Genomic DNA, 17,686 nt, shown 5'->3' with positions numbered 1-17,686 from the left:
GCAAATCGAATGCGCGTGCTATATGGTCGGACGCGGCGTCGGGCATGCTGGGGAGTCGGGGTTTGTTGACAACCGGTGAATCCGACCGGCGTTGTCAGTGGCTCCCCCTAGTCTGAGAAAGACGGGGGCCTCGCCCCTGTCACTTCTCTCAAGAAAGGTGCGGACCGGCGTGGCCGACCGTCTCATCGTCCGTGGCGCGCGCGAGCACAACCTGAAGAACGTCTCGCTCGACCTGCCTCGTGACTCGCTCATCGTCTTCACGGGCCTGTCCGGGTCGGGCAAGTCCTCCCTGGCCTTCGACACCATCTTCGCCGAGGGCCAGCGGCGCTACGTGGAGTCGCTCTCCTCCTACGCCCGGCAGTTCCTCGGCCAGATGGACAAGCCGGACGTCGACTTCATCGAGGGCCTCTCCCCGGCGGTCTCCATCGACCAGAAGTCGACCTCGCGCAACCCGCGCTCCACGGTCGGCACCATCACCGAGGTCTACGACTACCTGCGCCTGCTCTTCGCCCGCATCGGCAAGCCGCACTGCCCCCAGTGCGCCCGGCCGATCTCGCGCCAGTCGCCGCAGGCCATCGTCGACAAGGTCCTGGAGCTGCCGGAGGGCAGCCGCTTCCAGGTGCTGTCGCCGCTGGTGCGCGAGCGCAAGGGCGAGTTCGTCGACCTCTTCGCCGACCTCCAGACCAAGGGCTACTCCCGCGCGCGGGTGGACGGCGAGACCATCCAGCTCTCCAACCCGCCCACGCTGAAGAAGCAGGAGAAGCACACCATCGAGGTGGTCGTCGACCGCCTCACGGTCAAGGACACCGCCAAGCGCCGCCTCACCGACTCCGTGGAGACCGCCCTCGGCCTCTCCGGCGGCATGGTCGTGCTCGACTTCGTCGACCTCCCCGAGGACGACCCCGAGCGCGAGCGCATGTACTCCGAGCACCTGTACTGCCCGTACGACGACCTGTCCTTCGAGGAGCTGGAGCCCCGCTCCTTCTCCTTCAACTCGCCCTTCGGCGCCTGCCCCGACTGCTCCGGCATCGGCACGCGCATGGAGGTCGACCCCGAGCTGATCATCCCCGACGAGGACAAGTCCCTCGACGAGGGCGCCATCCACCCCTGGTCGCACGGGCACACCAAGGACTACTTCGGCCGCCTCATCGGTGCCCTCGCGGAGGCGCTCGGCTTCCGGACCGACATCCCCTTCGCAGGCCTGCCGCTGCGCGCCCGCAAGGCCCTGCTGAACGGCCACAAGACCCAGGTCGAGGTCCGCTACCGCAACCGGTACGGGCGCGAGCGCAGGTACACCACGGCCTTCGAGGGCGCCATCCCCTTCGTCAAGCGCCGGCACAGCGAGGCCGAGAGCGACGCCAGCCGCGAGCGCTTCGAGGGCTACATGCGCGAGGTGCCCTGCCCCACCTGTGAGGGCACGCGCCTCAAGCCGCTCGTCCTCGCGGTCACGGTCATGGGCAAGTCGATCGCCGAGGTCTCCGCGATGTCCATCAGCGACTGCGCCGACTTCCTGGGCGAGCTGAAGCTCAACGCCCGCGACAAGAAGATCGCCGAGCGCGTGCTGAAGGAGGTCAACGAGCGACTGCGCTTCCTGGTCGACGTCGGCCTGGACTACCTCTCGCTGAACCGTGCGGCCGGCACCCTCTCCGGCGGCGAGGCCCAGCGCATCCGCCTGGCCACCCAGATCGGCTCCGGACTCGTCGGCGTGCTCTACGTCCTCGACGAGCCGTCCATCGGCCTGCACCAGCGCGACAACCACCGGCTGATCGAGACCCTCGTCCGGCTCCGCGACATGGGCAACACGCTCATCGTCGTCGAGCACGACGAGGACACCATCAAGGTCGCCGACTGGATCGTCGACATCGGCCCCGGCGCCGGCGAGCACGGCGGCAAGGTGGTGCACAGCGGCTCCCTGAAGGAGCTGCTGGACAACGCCGAGTCGCAGACCGGTCTGTACCTGTCCGGCAAGAAGGCCATCCCGCTGCCCGACATCCGGCGCCCGCGCGACCCCTCCCGGCAGCTCACCGTGCACGGTGCCCGCGAGAACAACCTCCAGGACATCGACGTGTCCTTCCCGCTGGGCGTCTTCACGGCCGTCACCGGTGTATCCGGCTCCGGCAAGTCGACCCTGGTCAACGACATCCTGTACACGCACCTGGCGCGCGAGCTGAACGGCGCACGGAGCGTGCCCGGCCGGCACACGCGCGTGGACGGCGACGACCTCGTCGACAAGGTCGTCCACGTCGACCAGTCGCCCATCGGCCGCACCCCGCGCTCGAACCCGGCGACGTACACCGGCGTCTTCGACCACATCCGCAAGCTGTTCGCCGAGACGACCGAGGCGAAGGTCCGCGGCTACATGCCCGGCCGGTTCTCCTTCAACGTCAAGGGCGGCCGCTGCGAGAACTGCGCGGGCGACGGCACGATCAAGATCGAGATGAACTTCCTGCCGGACGTCTACGTCCCGTGCGAGGTCTGCCACGGCGCCCGGTACAACCGGGAGACCCTGGAGGTCCACTACAAGGGCAAGTCCATCGCCGACGTCCTGAACATGCCGATCGAGGAGGCGACCGACTTCTTCGAGGCGGTCCCCGCCATCTCCCGGCACATGAAGACGCTGAAGGACGTCGGCCTCGGCTACGTCCGTCTCGGCCAGTCCGCGACCACCCTGTCCGGCGGTGAGGCCCAGCGCGTCAAGCTCGCCAGCGAGCTGCAGCGCCGCTCCACCGGACGCACGGTCTACGTCCTGGACGAGCCGACCACCGGTCTGCACTTCGAGGACATCAGCAAGCTGCTGGCGGTCCTGGCCGGCCTGGTCGACAAGGGCAACACGGTCATCGTCATCGAGCACAACCTCGACGTGATCAAGACCGCCGACTGGGTCGTGGACATGGGACCCGAGGGCGGCGCCGGCGGTGGCCTGGTGGTCGCCGAGGGCACACCCGAGCAGGTCGCGGACGTTCCCGCCAGCCACACCGGCAAGTTCCTGCAGGACGTTCTCGGCGCCGACCGGATCAGCGACGCGGCCACGGGGAAGCCCCCGCGCAAGGCGACGAAGACGGTGGCGGCCAAGACCACCGCCACGAAGACCGCCACCAGGGCGGTCACCGGCACGGCCGCGAAGAAGACGGCCACCAAGACGGCGAAGAAGGCCACCAAGACCGCCGCGAAGAAGACCACGCGGGCCAGCAAGGCCTGAGCGGGTGCCGCACCGGGTGAGTGAAACCTGGAACTCACCCGGTCTACGGCGCCTGCCACGGGTACACCGACGCGCCGGGCCCCACGGGATCATCCGTGGGGCCCGGCGCGTCGTTCGCGCGGCCCGCGCGCTCAGGCGCCCGTCGGTTCCACGAACTGCATGTCGAGCTGGATCTTCACCACCTCCCCGAGCAGCCCCGGAGCGAAGTCCAGACCGAACTCGCTGCGCCGGATCTCACCCGTCGCCTCGAACCCGGCCTGCCGGCCGTCCCCGCCGGGCATGGCTCCCAGCCCCCCGAACTCCACGGCGAGAGTCAACGGACGAGTCACGTCGCCGATCGTCAGCTCACCCTCCATGGTCCAGTCCTCGCCGTCGCCCGACACCCGCGTGGAGCGGTAGGACATCGTCGGCCGCTTCGCCACGTCGAGCAGATCGGAGGCGCGCACGTGCGCGTCCCGGTCGGCGTTCCCGGTGTCGATGGAGGCCATGTCGACCGTGGCGGAAACCCGCACGTCCTCGACGTGCTCCCCGACGAACAGTTCGGCCCGCACGCCGCCGAAGCGCCCGCGCACCTTGGCGATGCCGAGGTGGCGGATGGTGAAGTTCACGGACGAGTGAAACGGGTCCAGGGCCCACTGGCCGGCGGCGATCGGCAGGGGAGAGGCGGCGGTGGTCGCGGTGGTAGCGGTGTCGTTCGTCATGCCCTCCACCCTGCGGACGGCGCGCCCCGCCAGGGAGACCGGCCCGAGCGTGGTAGTCGCAGGGCCACCCTTTCGCCCGCGCGCGTTGGTACGTTCCACAGGTGAGCGACAACGAGTTGGGCACGTACCTGCGGACCTGGCGCGAATCCGTCACCCCCGCGGAGGCAGGGCTCCCCGCCGGCCCCCGCCGCCGCACCCCGGGCCTGCGCCGCGCCGAACTGGCCACGCTCGCCGGAGTCAGCGTCGAGTACCTCACCCGGCTGGAACAGGGACGCGACCGCAACCCCTCCGTCCAGGTACTCGGCGCCCTCGCCGACGCGCTGCACCTGTCGCTGCGGGACCGGGTACTGCTGCGCCGCCTGACCAAGGAGGCGGACGGCGGCGACCCACTGCTGTGCGCCGCGGCCCCGCCGCTCGGCCGGGCCGCGCGCCCCACCGTGCGGGCGGTGCTGGACCGCTTGGAGCCCGCCCCCGCCGTGGTGCTCAACTGGATCGGCGACGTCCTCGCCCACACCGGCGGCTACGCGCGGCTGACCGGGCCGATCGGGCTGCTCGACGACGAGCGGCCCAATCTGCTCCGTTACCTGTTCACCGACGAGCGGGCCCGCGCCGCCTACCCCGACTGGGACCGCGTGGCGGACGACCTGGTCGCCCAGCTCCGCCACGAGGCTCCGCTGCGGGACCCGTACGTGGCCGAGCTGGCCGACGAGCTGACGGTGACGGCGGGGGCGGTGTTCGCGGACCGGTTCGCCGCCCTCGGCGTGGCCCCGCGACGCGTCGGCACCCAGCACATCGAGCACCCGGAGGCCGGACCGCTGCGGCTGCTGCACGAGACGCTGACGCTTCCCGAGGAGGGTCAGCGGATCGTCGTACACCTGGCCGCGGACGACGCCACGGCCGCCGCCCTGGACCGTCTCGACGGCCGTCGCCCCGGCGCCCTGCGGGCGGTGCGGCCGGCAGGCTGACCAGCGAGACGGAAGCCGGCGCCGTGGACGTTCAGGCGGTCACCTCGTGCGCGTACGGCGGCTCCGCGCCCGCGCGCGAACAGGTGACCGCCGCCGCGCGGGCGGCGAAGCCCAGCAACCCCGTCCAGCCCTCTGCCCCCAGGGCGGCCAGCGCCTGCTCACCGAGGGCGTCCCGTACCGCGAGGCCGTGCAGCAGCGCCGCGTTCACCGTGTCGCCCGCGCCGATGGTGTCGACCACGTCGACCCGCTCGCCCGGCACCGCGTACTCGCCACCGTCACGGGTGTACGCCGTCAGCCCGGCACCGCCCCGGGTGACCACGACCGCCGCCGGGCCCGCCGCCAGCCACTGACGGGGGGTGCCGCCGAGCCACTCGGCGTCCTCCGCGGACAGCTTCAGCAGCGACACCGACGGCAGCCAGCTCATGAACCGGGCCCGGTAGGCGTCGGGGTCCGGGATCAGCCCGGCCCGGATGTTCGGGTCCAGCGCCGTGAACACGCCCCGCGCGGCCGTCTCACGCAGCAACTCCTCGTACGCGCTCGCCCCCGGCTCCAGCACCAGCGAGCAGGTCCCGAAGGAGACCGCACGGGTGCGGGACGGCAGCGTGGCCGGCACCGAGAACAGCCGGTCCGCCGTTCCGTCCACGTAGAAGGAGTACGCGGCCGAGCCGTCCGCGCCCACCGAGGCCACGGCGAGTGTCGTCGGCTCGGGTCCGCGCTGCACCGGCGAGACGTCCACACCGGTCTCCCGCAGTCGGCCGAGCAGCGCCTCACCGAAGGCGTCGTGCGACACCCGGGAGCAGAAGGCGGCGGGGGAGCCGAGGCGGCCCAGCGCGACGGCCGTGTTGTACGGGCCGCCGCCGAGTGCCGGACGCAGCGTGGCGAGGGCGCCCGTGCCCTGCGGTACCAGGTCGATCAGTGCCTCACCGGCGACGACGATCACGGGAGGGTCCTTTCGTGGGTGTTTGCGGAGGCGTGCGCAAACCGTTGGGACTGCTCGGACTGGACTGCTCGGACTGCTCGGGACAGCCGCACGATGTGCGGTGGACGAAGGCGCAGGGCAGCCGTACGGTCCGCGCCGGCCGGTCCGGCGCGGCGAGGCGTTCCAGCAGCAGCCGGACGGCCTGGGAACCGAGCTCTTTGCTGGGCTGTGCGACGGCGGTGAGCCGGGGCGAGAAGAGGTCCGCCCAGGCGAAGTCGTCGAAGCAGCACAGCGCGAGGTCACCGGGCACGGACAGACCGTGTCCCCGCAGGGCGCGCAGCGCGCCGATGGTCATCGCGTTGTTGGCGGTGACCATCGCCGTGGGCGGCACCGCCAGGGACAGCAGGGCCGCCGCCGCGTGTTCACCGCCGCCCGCCTCGGAGTCGCCGTGGACCACGAGGCGTTCGTCGTAGGGCAGCCCGGCGGCGGCGAGGCCGTGCCGGTACCCGGTGATCCGCTCGCGCGTCGTGCTGAGCCCGGGCCGGCCCGCGACCAGGCCGATCCGGCGGTGGCCGAGCCCGGCGAGATGGTTGACCAGCCAGGTCGTCGGCTCGGCGCTCTCGGCGCAGACCTGGTCGAAACGCGGAGCGCCCTCGCCCTCCGGCGCGTCGACGACCCGGTCGAGGAACACGGTCGGCATGCGGTGGCGTCCGATGTAGGCGAGGAGGTCGCGCGGGTCGGCCGAGGGCGCGACGATCATGCCGTCCACGCGCCGCTCGTGCAGCAGCTGCACGACCTTGCGCTCGTGTCCGGGATCGTCGTGCGGGTCGGCGATGAGCAGGCTGTAGCCGTGCTCCAGGGCGGCGGCCTCGACGCCCTGGAGGATCTCCGTGAAGTACGGGTTGCTGATCGCCGACACCGCGAGCCCGATGGAGCGGGTGCGCGAGGTCACCAGGGAGCGGGCGAGGGTGTTGGGGGTGTAACCGAGCTCCTCGATGGCGTCCAGCACCGCCTGGCGGGTGCGCGGCAGCACGGGACGGGTGTCGTTGAGCACGTGCGAGACGGTCGCCACGGAGACCCCGGCGCTCCGTGCGACATCGGCCATGGTCGCCATCGGCGTGCCCCCTTTCGCGTACTGCCGCGCAGTGATCCGCGCAGTGATCCGCGCGCTGATCCGCGTTCACTGCACTGGCGGGGACCGTATCCCATCGGGAGCTGGACGTAAACGTTTGCGCAAGCGTTTACGCAGCCGCCGCCGCGCCCTCACCTCACGGCGACCGACCCGAGCCCCACCCCATCGGACGCCCGCGGGCGCCGGATATCGTCGGCCTGCACATTCCCTGACCAGTGGAGATCCCATGCCCGGCCGTCCCGTCCCGAGCCGCCGTACCGTCCTGCGCTCGGCGGCCCTCACGCCTGTCGCCGGACTCGGCCTGGCCGCCTGCTCACCGGGCGACGACGGCGCCGCGCCCGCCAGGCCGACCGGGCCCGTCGACCTCGGGGCGGACGGCGAGGTCGCCAAGGGCGCAGCCAAGCTCTACCGGGACCAGAACGTGGTGGTCAGCCGGGCCGGGGACGGCTCCCTGAAGGCGTTCAGCACGGTGTGCACGCACGCGCGCTGCCCCATCAACAAGCTGGAGGGGACAAAACTGATCTGCCCCTGCCACGGCAGCGAGTTCGACGCCCGGACCGGCGAGGTGCTGCACGCCCCGGCGAGCGTGCCGCTCATCGAGCTCGGGGTCGAGGTGAAGCAGGGCAGGATCGTCGCGAGCCCCGACATCTGATTCAGTCCGTGGGATCAGGTCATCCGCGCGCGGCCCCGGGGGATACGTGGTCGCGGGATCCGTGATCCGCGCGCGGCCCCCGGGCGATCCGTCCGTGGGATCAGGTGATCCGCGCCCCGCACCCGTCAGAAGCGCCCGCTCAGTCCCAGTCCCACCCGATCCCCAGCATCCCCGACCGCACCCGCGGCTCCACGAGGTGCACCGAGTGGTGCCGCCCGCTGAGGGCCAGCTCCTGCCGGCCGCCGCGCGGTGCCGCCGGTGAGTGCTGAGTGAACCGGTGGCAGCGCACCGGCAGGGCCGCGGCGTCGAACCGCACCTGGAGCGCGTACTGCCCGCCCGCCGAACCGAATCCGCGGACGTACTCGCGCGACGCCCCCGCCGTGCCGTCCTCGACGCCGTAGCGGAAGAGGTGGGTGTCACCGGCCCGCAGACGCGTGTCGAAGAGCAGCTCGGTCACGAGCACGCCGGTGTCGTGGTGGGTGCGGACGCGGCCCGTGCGGCAGTTCTCCAGCGCGTGGACGGTCATCCGCGCGGGAGCGCATCCCGGGTCGCCGTGGTGGACGGCGACGAAACGGTCGACGCCGTCGCGTTGGGCGCGGACGATGTGCTGCGACTCGCGGCCCGCGAGCTGGCGGCGCGGCCCGATCATGATCCGTTCGTGGTGGCCGAGGGTGTGCACCCCGCCCTCCGGTGACGGATGGTCCAGCTCGGACAGCAGCCGGTCCAGGACACCGGAGGCCTCCGCACAGGCGCGGTAGGAGCGGGCCGCGGGCCCGCCGGGCCGCGGTGTCTCGTCGGCCTCCGCGAGGAGGCGTATCAGCGACTCCTCGGGCAGCTGCAGGATCTCCTCCAGCGCCCGCACGGCGCGCAGCGACTCCGGGCGCTGGGGGCGCCGGGCGCCCTGCTGCCAGTAGCTCAGACTCGTGACGCCCACCTTCACCCCGTGGCGCGACAGATGGTGCTGCACGCGTTGCAGCGGCAGTCCGCGAGCGGCGATCGCGGCGCGCAGGGCCACGTGGAAGGGGCCACCGCGCAGGGCCGAGTCGAGTTCCGCCGTGGCGACGTCCAGATGCTGTGTGGCGTGCGGCATACAGGGGCTGCCTTCCTGTGAAGTTCAAGACGGCTGGTCAGACCGTTCGAAGAGGGTCACCCGGAGCCGCCCCCGGTCGCGGCGCAGAGGTCTTCACATCCGTACGCCGCGCTGCTCCAAGGCCCCGAGTCCCCCGCATTGAAGCGTGTTGACCAAGTCCCGACAACACCTGAAGCCCGACCGTGACGCGCTCCTGGCCGAGAACGCACCGATCCGCCGTCCCGAGGGCACCGGATGTGTCCGACCTGCCCCCGACCGTTTTCCCCGGCCCGCGTGACGGGGTCGTCCACGGGACCCCGCGACGGGGTCGTCCACCGGGCCACCGGCCCGTCGTCCACAGCCCGCCGGAGTGTCGGTCCTCGCCAGTAGGGTGTGAGTCATGGCCGACCCCTCCAGCTACCGCCCCAGGCCGGGAGAGATTCCGGACTCCCCGGGGGTGTACAGGTTCCGTGACGAGCACCGCCGGGTGATCTACGTCGGAAAGGCGAAGAGCCTGCGCCAGCGCCTGGCGAACTACTTCCAGGACCTGGCGAACCTCCACCCCCGCACCCGCACCATGGTCACCACGGCCGCGTCCGTGGAGTGGACCGTGGTGTCCACGGAGGTCGAGGCGTTGCAGCTGGAGTACTCGTGGATCAAGGAGTACGACCCCCGCTTCAACGTCAAGTACCGCGACGACAAGAGCTACCCGTACCTCGCGGTGACGATGAACGAGGAGTTCCCGCGCGTGCAGGTGATGCGCGGACACAAGAAGAAGGGCGTGCGCTACTTCGGGCCGTACGGGCACGCCTGGGCGATCCGCGACACGGTCGACCTCCTGCTGCGCGTCTTCCCGGTGCGCACCTGTTCCGCCGGCGTCTTCAAGAACGCCGCCCGTACGGGCCGCCCCTGCCTGCTCGGCTACATCGGCAAGTGCTCGGCGCCCTGCGTCGGCCGTATCTCCCCCGACGACCACTGGGACCTGGCCGACGAGTTCTGTGACTTCATGGCCGGCCGCACCGGTACCTACCTGCGCCGCCTGGAGACGCGGATGGCCGAGGCGGCCGAGGAGATGGAGTACGAGCGGGCGGCGCGCCTGCGCGACGACATCGGGGCCCTGAAGAAGGCCATGGAGAAGAGCGCGGTCGTGCTCGCCGACGCGACCGACGCCGACCTGTTCGCGGTCGCCGAGGACGAGCTGGAGGCGGCCGTACAGATCTTCCACGTGCGCGGCGGGCGTGTACGCGGTCAGCGAGGCTGGGTGACGGACAAGGTGGAGGAGATCACCACCGGCGCCCTGGTCGAGCACGCCCTCCAGCAGCTGTACGGAGAGGAGACCGGGGACGCCGTCCCCAAGGAGGTCCTGGTTCCCGCCCTGCCCGACCCGGTGGAACCGGTCCAGCAGTGGCTGACGGAGCGCCGCGGGTCGGGTGTGTCACTGCGCATCCCGCAGCGCGGCGACAAGAAGGCGCTGATGGAGACCGTCCAGCGCAACGCCCAGCAGGCGCTCGTGCTGCACAAGACCAAGCGCGCCTCGGACCTGACGACGCGCTCGCGCGCGCTGGAGGAGATCGCCGACGCCCTCGGCCTGGACAGTGCCCCGCTCCGGATCGAGTGCTACGACATCTCGCACCTCCAGGGCGACGACGTCGTGGCCTCCATGGTCGTGTTCGAGGACGGGCTGGCCCGGAAGAGCGAATACCGCCGGTTCCAGATCAAGGGCTTCGCGGGACAGGACGACGTCCGTTCCATGCACGAGGTCATCACCCGCCGCTTCCGCCGCTACCTCGCCGAGAAGGAGAAGACCGGCGAGTGGGCGGACGGGGAGGAACTCGACGCCGGCGAGCAGCACACGACCGGCCGAGCCGCGACGACCGGCCAGGCCGTCTCGGACGGGCCGGCCGCGACGGGTGGCCTGCCTGCCCCGCACGGGCCGGCCGCGGCGGGTGGCCGAACCGCGACGACCGGCCGGCCTGCCTCACACGAGCCGGCCGTGACGACCGGCCAAGCCTCCACGGGCGGGCAGGCCGCCACGGATGGCCAACCGGCCGCGGGCGGGCAGGCCGCCCCGAATGGCCGAGCCGCCACGGACGATGAAGCCCTCACGGACGGGCCGGCCCTGAAGGACGACGACGGCCGGCCCAAGCGCTTCGCCTACCCGCCCCAGCTCGTCGTCGTGGACGGCGGGCAGCCGCAGGTCGCGGCGGCCCAGCGGGCCCTGGACGAGCTCGGCATCGACGACATCGCCGTATGCGGGCTCGCCAAGCGCCTGGAGGAGGTCTGGCTGCCCCGCGAGGACGACCCGGTCGTCCTGCCCCGCACCAGCGAGGGCCTGTACCTGCTGCAGCGGGTCCGCGACGAGGCGCACCGCTTCGCGATCACCTATCAGCGCGTCAAGCGCGCCAAGCGCTTCCGCTCCAGTCCGCTGGACGATGTGCCCGGCCTGGGGGAGACCCGCAAGCAGGCGCTGATCAAGCACTTCGGTTCGGTGAAGAAGCTGAGGTCGGCCACCATCGACCAGATCTGCGAGGTGCCGGGCATAGGCCGCAAGACGGCCGAGACCGTCGCCGTGGCCCTAGCCCGGGCCACCCCGGCCGCGCCCGCCGTGAACACGGCGACCGGAGAGATCATGGAGGACGAGGACGGGGCACCCGAGACGACGGCGGATGCCCCGGGGGAGCCCGTGTCCGCGGGCACCCCGGACGAACAACGGGGGCAGGAGAGATGACCGAGTACGAGACACAGCCCACAGCGGGGCCGGAACAGGCCAACGGCACGACCGGAGAGGGCGCGGGCCCGCAGACGGCCGGCTCCGACCGGGGCCGGGACAACGGAGCACAGGTGAGTACGGGCAAGGAAGCAGCCGGGGCGCAGGAGGCGGCCATCCCCGAGCTGGTGATCATCTCCGGCATGTCCGGGGCAGGCCGCTCGACGGCCGCCAAGTGTCTGGAGGACCTGGGCTGGTTCGTCGTCGACAACCTCCCGCCCGCGCTGATCCCCACCATGGTGGAGCTCGGCGCCCGCTCGCAGGGCAACGTGGCACGGATCGCGGTCGTCGTCGACGTCCGCGGCCGGCGCTTCTTCGACAACCTGCGTGAATCCCTGGCGGACCTCGACGCCCGCGGCGTCACCCGGCGGATCGTCTTCCTGGAGTCCTCCGACGAGGCACTGGTGCGCCGCTTCGAGTCGGTACGCCGCCCGCACCCCCTGCAGGGCGACGGCCGTATCGTCGACGGCATAGCGGCTGAGCGGGAGCTGCTGCGCGAGCTGCGCGGCGACGCCGACCTGGTGATCGACACCTCCAGCCTCAACGTGCACGAGCTGCGCGCGAAGATGGACGCCCAGTTCGCCGGCGAGGAGGAGCCCGAGCTGCGGGCCACCGTCATGTCCTTCGGCTTCAAGTACGGCCTGCCGGTCGACGCCGACCTGGTCGTGGACATGCGCTTCCTGCCCAACCCGCACTGGGTCCCGGAGCTGCGCCCGTTCACAGGCCTGAACGAGGAGGTTTCCTCGTACGTGCTCAACCAGCCCGGGGCCAAGGAGTTCCTCGACCGGTACACCGAGCTGCTTCAGATGATCGCCGCGGGCTACCGTCGGGAGGGCAAGCGCTATGTGACCGTCGCCGTCGGCTGCACCGGCGGCAAGCACCGGTCCGTGGCCATGTCGGAGAGGCTCGCCGCCCGGCTCGTCGCCGAGGGCGTGGAGACGGTGGTCGTCCACCGGGACATGGGACGGGAATGACAGGACGTACTCCGCGGCTGAGCAGGCTGCGCCGGGTGGTGCCCGAAGGGCGCGGCGGCAGACCAGCCGACGCCCGAGCCGCCCGGCCCGAACAGGCGCGCGGCGGCAAGCCGCGCCGCCGGGGCACCCAGCCCAAGGTCGTCGCCCTCGGCGGCGGCATGGGCCTGTCCGCCTCGCTCGCCGCACTGCGCCGGATCACCGGCGATCTCACCGCCGTCGTCACCGTGGCCGACGACGGCGGCTCCAGCGGCCGCCTGCGCGACGAGCTGGGTGTCCTGCCGCCCGGCGACCTGCGCAAGGCGCTGGCCGCGCTGTGCGGCGACGACGACTGGGGCCAGACCTGGGCCCGCGTCATCCAGCACCGCTTCCAGTCCCAGGGCGACCTGCACGAACACGCGGTCGGCAATCTGCTGATCGTCGCCCTGTGGGAGCAGCTGGGCGACCACGTCCAGGCGCTGGACCTGGTCGGCAAGCTGCTCGGCGCGCACGGGCGGGTGCTGCCCATGTCCGCCGTGCCGCTGGAGCTCCAGGCCCTGGTCAAGGGGCACGATGCGGACCGGCCCGACGAGGTGGACACCGTACGCGGGCAGGCGACCGTGGCGCTGACACCCGGCGAGGTGCAGTCCGTGCACCTGGTGCCGAACGACCCGCCCGCCGTCCCCGAGGCGGTCGACGCCGTCCTGGACGCGGACTGGGTGGTGCTCGGCCCCGGCTCCTGGTTCTCCTCGGTCATCCCGCACCTGCTCGTGCCCGATCTGCTGGACGCGCTCGTCGAGACGAAGGCCCGCCGGGTGCTCTCCCTGAACCTCGCCCCGCAACCCGGAGAAACCGAGGGCTTCTCCCCGCAGCGTCATTTGGAGGTTTTGGGACGACACGCCCCTAAACTCGCCCTGGACGTGGTGCTGGCCGACGAGGCCGCCGTGCCCGACCGTGACTCGCTCGCCGACGCCGCGAAACGGTTCGGCGCCGCGGTCGAACTGGCTCCGGTCGCCCGGACCGACGGGACCCCGAGGCACGACCCGGAGCTGTTGGCCGCCGCGTACGACCGTATTTTTCGGATGCATGGAAGGATCGGCCCATGGCGATGACGGCAGCGGTGAAGGACGAAGTTTCCCGGCTCCCCGTCACCCGTACCTGCTGCAGGAAGGCGGAGGTATCCGCCCTTCTGCGGTTCGCCGGCGGCCTTCACCTGGTGAGCGGGCGCATCGTGATCGAGGCCGAGCTGGACACCGCGAGGGCGGCCCGGCGGCTCAAGCAGGACATCCTGGAGATCTTCGGGCACAGTTCCGAGCTGATCGTGATGGCGCCGGGCGGACTGCGCCGCGGTTCGCGTTTCGTCGTCCGGGTGGTCGCGGGCGGTGACCAGCTGGCCCGCCAGACCGGCCTGGTGGACGGCCGGGGCCGCCCGATCCGGGGCCTGCCGCCGCAAGTGGTCTCGGGGGCCACCTGCGACGCCGAGGCCGCCTGGCGCGGAGCCTTCCTGGCGCACGGCTCGCTCACCGAGCCCGGCCGCTCCTCCTCCCTGGAGGTGACCTGCCCGGGCCCCGAGGCCGCCCTCGCCCTGGTCGGCGCCGCCCGCAGGCTGTCGATCCCCGCGAAGGCGCGAGAGGTACGCGGCGTGGACCGGGTCGTCGTCCGTGACGGTGACGCGATCGGCGCCCTGCTCACCCGGCTCGGCGCCCACGACTCGGTGCTGGCCTGGGAGGAGCGGCGGCTGCGGCGCGAGGTCCGCGCCACCGCCAACCGCCTCGCCAACTTCGACGATGCCAACCTGCGCCGTTCGGCCCGCGCGGCCGTCGCCGCCGGTGCCCGGGTCCAGCGCGCCCTGGAGATCCTCGCCGACGACGTGCCCGAGCACCTCGCCGCCGCGGGCCGGCTCCGCATGGAGCACAAGCAGGCCTCCCTGGAGGAGCTCGGCGCCCTCGCCGACCCGCCACTGACCAAGGACGCCGTCGCCGGCCGCATCCGCCGCCTGCTGGCCATGGCCGACAAGCGGGCCTCGGACCTCGGCATCCCCGGCACGGACGCGAACCTCAGCGAGGAGTTGGCGGACAACCTCGTCGGCTGACCGAACACGCGCCGGCCCGTCGCACACGGACGTCGAGAAGCCGGTCCGGGCGCCCACCTGGGTGACCGGCACCGGCTTTCGCGTGTCCATGCGGCGCTCTTGACTCGATCATGGGCTGTCATGAGCCTGGCATGTGTTCGCTGCTGTGGCGGACACAGGCCTGTCGGACAGGCCTCATCTAGGGGGGTTCATGAGACGAAGAGCGAGATCGATCCTCGCCGTCGGCGCGCTCCTTATCGGCGGAGCGGGCTTCGCACCCATCGCCCAGGCACAGCCGGCGGACCCCGCCACCGCGGACGCCGACGAGGTGAAGGTCTTCCGCGCCGACGTCACCCAGGAGCAGGTACCCCTGCTGCTGGCCGCCGGCCAGGACGGCCACGAACTCGGCGAGCGGGTCCCCGACGAGGGCACGGCCACCGTCGAGGTCTACCTCACCGACCAGCAGGCCGGGAAACTGGAGAAACAGGGACTCGACCTCACCGAGCACACCCTCTCCACCCGGGCCGAGAAACGCGTCAAGGACGCCGCCGATGGCGTCTTCCGCCCGTACAGCGGCAGCGGCGGCCTGAAGGAGGAGATCCTCCGGACCGCACAGGAGAACCCCCGCCTCACCAAGGTCGTCTCCATCGGCAAGACGGTGGACGGCCAGGACATCCTCGCGCTGAAGCTCACCAAGAACGCGAAGAAGTCGAAGGACGGCTCCAGGCCGGCCGTCCTCTACATGTCCAACCAGCACGCCCGGGAGTGGATCACCCCGGAGATGACCCGCCGGCTGATGCACCACTACCTGGACAAGTACGACGAGGACCGGCGGATCAAGAAGCTGGTCGACTCCACCGAACTGTGGTTCCTGCTGTCGGCCAACCCCGACGGCTACGACTACACGTTCGAGAACACCGACAACCGCCTGTGGCGCAAGAACCTGCGCGACAACAACGGCGACGGCACCATCGGCACCGGTGACGGCGTCGACCTCAACCGCAACTTCGCCTACAAATGGGGCTACGACGACGAGGGCTCGTCCCCCAACCCCACCAGCCAGACCTACCGCGGCGCCGGCCCGAACTCCGAGCCGGAGACCAAGGCCCTGGACGCCTTCCAGAAGCGCATCGGCTTCACGTACGGCATCAACTACCACTCCGCCGCCGAACTCCTCCTCTACGGGGTCGGCTGGCAGGTGGCCACCCACACCCCCGACGACGTCCTCTACGAGGCGCTCGCCGGCACGCCCGGCAACTCCGCGATCCCCGGCTACCACCCGCAGGTCTCCTCGGAGCTCTACACCACCAACGGCGAGGCGGACGGCCACGCGGCCAACGTCAACGGCATGGCGATGTTCACCCCGGAGATGTCGACCTGCCAGACCATCTCCGAGCAGGACCCCGACGACGAGTGGAACGCGGGCGACTGCCAGTCGGGCTTCAACTTCCCCGACGACGAGAAGCTGATCCAGCAGGAGTTCGCGAAGAACATCCCCTTCGCACTCTCCGTCGCCGAGAGCGCCGCCCACCCCGACCGGCCGTCCTCCGCGGTCGGCCTGGAGGCCGCCGACTTCACCCCGGCCCCCTTCGCCACGTCCTACTCGCGCGGCGCCGACCAGGAGGTCTCCGTCGTCGTCCGCAAGTCGGTGCGCGACAAGGAGCTGAAGTACCGCGTCAACGGCGGACGCGTCCACGACATGGCCCTGAAGCCCTGGCGGGGCGGCGAGACGTACGGCGGCGAGGACAACCTCCACTTCGACGAGTACCGGGCCAAGGTCAAGGACGGCGACCGCGGTGACAAGGTCGAGGTCTGGTTCACCGGCGAGACGAAGCAGGGCAAGCCGACCGAGAGCGAGCACTTCACCTACACGATCGCCGAGCGGCCCCGCGCGGACGTCCTCGTCATCGCCGAGGAGGGCGCGAAGGCCGCGCAGACCCAGACGTACGTGGACGCCCTCAAGGCCAACGGCCACCGGGCGGCCGTCTGGGACGCGGCCACGCAGGGCGCGCCCGACGCGCTCGGCGTCCTCGGCCACTTCGACACCGTCGTCCACTACACCGGCGCCGCGGAACCCGGCAACGCCACCCAGCTCCAGCTGCGCGCCTTCCTCAACGAGGGCGGCAGGCTGATCGAGGCGGGGGAGCGGGCCGGCGGCAGCGTCGACCTCGGCGGCGGCAACATGTCCGACGACTTCAGCCAGTACTACCTGGGCGCCTACACCCGTACGTCGGCCCCCGGGGCCGCCGGATTCACCGGCTCCGGCCGGCTCGACGGAGCCGCCGGCGCGCTCGGCGACGCACCCGGCAACCCGCTGGACGCCGCCGGCACCTACAGCGTCACGTCGGACCAGCTGCCCGCCGACACCTACCCGCAGTTCGCGAGCGAGGGCGCCGGGGAGTTCCCGGGGACGGTCAACCCGTACGGTCCCCACGCGGGTGAGTGGATGGCCGCCGCCGTCCACACCGACGACGCCTACAAGCGCCTCACCCGCACCGTCGACCTCACCGGCGTCACCGCCGCCGACCGGCCCACGCTCCGCACCCAGCTGCTGTGGGACACCGAGGGCGGCTACGACCACGCCCTGGTCGAGGCGCACACCACCGGCGCCGACGACTGGACCACGCTCCCCGAGGCCGGCGGCGCGACCGGCACGGCCGTGCCCGCGGAGTGCGCGGCCGGGTTCTACGTGGGCGAGCACCCCTGGCTGGAGCGCTACCTGACCCTGTCCGACGACGGCTGCTCCGCGGCCGGCACGACCGGGCGGTGGAACAGCCTCACCGGCTCCTCCGGGGGCTGGCAGCAGGTCGAGTTCGACCTGGGCGCCTACGCCGGGAAGTCCGTCGAGGTCTCGATCGCCTACGTCACCGACCCCGGCAGCGGCGGACGCGGCGTCCTCGCCGACGACACCTCGCTCGTCGTCGGCGGCACGGCCACCGCGACCGAGGGCTTCGAGACCTCGCTCGGCGCCTGGCAGGTGGCCGGGCCGCCCGCCGGCAGCCCCGCCGTGCTGAAGGACTGGACCCGCGCCGGGACCCTGTTCCAGACGTACGGCGCGGTCACCACGGACGACACCGTGCTGCTGGGCTTCGGCCTGGAGCACCTGACCGATCCGGCCGCCCGGACGGCTCTGGTCCGGCAGGCGCTGCGTGCCCTGGACGAGTGAAACCCGGACCGCTGGGGACTGAGACGGTGTAGCCGAATCGGGTGACCGGTCCCCGTGGCCCAGGGCGGTCCGTACCCCTACTGGCGGGTACGGAC

12 protein-coding genes are annotated in these 17,686 nt (G+C 71.8%); 8 read left to right on the top strand and 4 right to left on the bottom strand.

Annotation, left to right across the window (positions count from 1 at the left end):
• The first annotated feature begins 169 nt into the window (after positions 1-169).
• Entirely contained in the window at positions 170-3,199 is a 3,030-nt protein-coding gene (gene uvrA, locus ACH4F2_RS16305) for an excinuclease ABC subunit UvrA (RefSeq protein ID WP_398133362.1), read from the top strand.
• Positions 3,200-3,330: 131 nt separating this feature from the next.
• On the opposite strand, the gene ACH4F2_RS16300 is transcribed toward uvrA, so the two are convergent.
• Positions 3,331-3,900 (bottom strand): YceI family protein, encoded by a 570-nt coding sequence (locus ACH4F2_RS16300; RefSeq protein ID WP_398133361.1) that lies wholly within the window; start codon positions 3,898-3,900, stop codon positions 3,331-3,333.
• 101 nt (positions 3,901-4,001) lie between these two features.
• On the opposite strand from ACH4F2_RS16300, the gene ACH4F2_RS16295 reads away from it, so the two are divergent.
• The gene (locus ACH4F2_RS16295) at positions 4,002-4,865 is read left to right on the top strand and encodes a helix-turn-helix domain-containing protein (RefSeq protein WP_398133360.1); all 864 of its coding nucleotides are present in this window, start codon (positions 4,002-4,004) and stop codon (positions 4,863-4,865) included.
• Positions 4,866-4,896: 31 nt separating this feature from the next.
• On the opposite strand, the gene ACH4F2_RS16290 is transcribed toward ACH4F2_RS16295, so the two are convergent.
• Both ACH4F2_RS16290 and ACH4F2_RS16285 read right to left on the bottom strand, forming a co-directional pair.
• A complete protein-coding gene (locus ACH4F2_RS16290) occupies positions 4,897-5,805 on the bottom strand; it encodes a carbohydrate kinase (protein ID WP_398133359.1) in 909 nt (302 codons plus the stop codon).
• Entirely contained in the window at positions 5,786-6,898 is a 1,113-nt protein-coding gene (locus ACH4F2_RS16285; RefSeq protein ID WP_398133358.1) for a LacI family DNA-binding transcriptional regulator, read from the bottom strand. The genes ACH4F2_RS16290 and ACH4F2_RS16285 overlap by 20 nt, the downstream gene beginning before the upstream one ends.
• Before the next feature lie 244 nt (positions 6,899-7,142).
• Here ACH4F2_RS16285 and ACH4F2_RS16280 point away from each other — a divergent pair, with 244 nt between their 5' ends.
• On the top strand, positions 7,143-7,568 hold the full coding sequence (locus ACH4F2_RS16280) for a Rieske 2Fe-2S domain-containing protein (protein WP_398133357.1): 426 nt from the start codon (positions 7,143-7,145) through the stop codon (positions 7,566-7,568).
• A gap of 139 nt (positions 7,569-7,707) precedes the next feature.
• On the opposite strand, the gene ACH4F2_RS16275 is transcribed toward ACH4F2_RS16280, so the two are convergent.
• Positions 7,708-8,658 carry a hypothetical protein gene (locus ACH4F2_RS16275; protein WP_398133356.1) on the bottom strand — a complete coding sequence of 317 codons (951 nt, stop codon included), beginning with the start codon at positions 8,656-8,658 and terminating at the stop codon, positions 7,708-7,710.
• Between the two features lie 379 nt (positions 8,659-9,037).
• On the opposite strand from ACH4F2_RS16275, the gene uvrC reads away from it, so the two are divergent.
• From uvrC to ACH4F2_RS16250, 5 genes are all read left to right on the top strand, one after another.
• Positions 9,038-11,365, top strand: a complete 2,328-nt coding sequence (gene uvrC / locus ACH4F2_RS16270; protein ID WP_398133355.1) for an excinuclease ABC subunit UvrC — start codon at positions 9,038-9,040, stop codon at positions 11,363-11,365.
• The gene (rapZ, locus tag ACH4F2_RS16265) at positions 11,362-12,378 is read left to right on the top strand and encodes an RNase adapter RapZ (protein WP_398133354.1); all 1,017 of its coding nucleotides are present in this window, start codon (positions 11,362-11,364) and stop codon (positions 12,376-12,378) included. Before uvrC ends, rapZ begins: the two co-directional genes overlap by 4 nt.
• Positions 12,375-13,466, top strand: coding sequence for a uridine diphosphate-N-acetylglucosamine-binding protein YvcK (yvcK, locus tag ACH4F2_RS16260; RefSeq protein WP_398133353.1), 1,092 nt, complete (start codon positions 12,375-12,377; stop codon positions 13,464-13,466). The genes rapZ and yvcK overlap by 4 nt, the downstream gene beginning before the upstream one ends.
• On the top strand, positions 13,457-14,446 hold the full coding sequence (whiA, locus tag ACH4F2_RS16255) for a DNA-binding protein WhiA (RefSeq protein ID WP_398133352.1): 990 nt from the start codon (positions 13,457-13,459) through the stop codon (positions 14,444-14,446). Before yvcK ends, whiA begins: the two co-directional genes overlap by 10 nt.
• A gap of 190 nt (positions 14,447-14,636) precedes the next feature.
• Positions 14,637-17,591, top strand: coding sequence for a M14 family zinc carboxypeptidase (locus tag ACH4F2_RS16250; RefSeq protein ID WP_398133351.1), 2,955 nt, complete (start codon positions 14,637-14,639; stop codon positions 17,589-17,591).
• Positions 17,592-17,686 lie beyond the last annotated feature (95 nt).

This window comes from Streptomyces sp. NPDC017890 (genome assembly GCF_044328675.1).
In the GTDB taxonomy this organism is placed as follows: Bacteria; Actinomycetota; Actinomycetes; order Streptomycetales; family Streptomycetaceae; genus Streptomyces.
Note: the sequence above shows the minus strand (reverse complement) of the source record. Positions and strands in the feature narration are given on the sequence as shown.

Excerpts from the sequence above, each read along its gene's own strand:
- whiA (WP_398133352.1), top strand. The coding sequence starts at position 13,457 with ATGGCGATGACGGCAGCGGTGAAGGACGAAGTTTCCCGGCTCCCCGTC.
- ACH4F2_RS16285 (WP_398133358.1), bottom strand. The coding sequence starts at position 6,898 with ATGGCGACCATGGCCGATGTCGCACGGAGCGCCGGGGTCTCCGTGGCG.
- ACH4F2_RS16250 (WP_398133351.1), top strand. The coding sequence starts at position 14,637 with ATGAGACGAAGAGCGAGATCGATCCTCGCCGTCGGCGCGCTCCTTATC.
- ACH4F2_RS16300 (WP_398133361.1), bottom strand. The coding sequence starts at position 3,900 with ATGACGAACGACACCGCTACCACCGCGACCACCGCCGCCTCTCCCCTG.
- ACH4F2_RS16275 (WP_398133356.1), bottom strand. The coding sequence starts at position 8,658 with ATGCCGCACGCCACACAGCATCTGGACGTCGCCACGGCGGAACTCGAC.
- yvcK (WP_398133353.1), top strand. The coding sequence starts at position 12,375 with ATGACAGGACGTACTCCGCGGCTGAGCAGGCTGCGCCGGGTGGTGCCC.
- uvrC (WP_398133355.1), top strand. The coding sequence starts at position 9,038 with ATGGCCGACCCCTCCAGCTACCGCCCCAGGCCGGGAGAGATTCCGGAC.
- ACH4F2_RS16280 (WP_398133357.1), top strand. The coding sequence starts at position 7,143 with ATGCCCGGCCGTCCCGTCCCGAGCCGCCGTACCGTCCTGCGCTCGGCG.
- rapZ (WP_398133354.1), top strand. The coding sequence starts at position 11,362 with ATGACCGAGTACGAGACACAGCCCACAGCGGGGCCGGAACAGGCCAAC.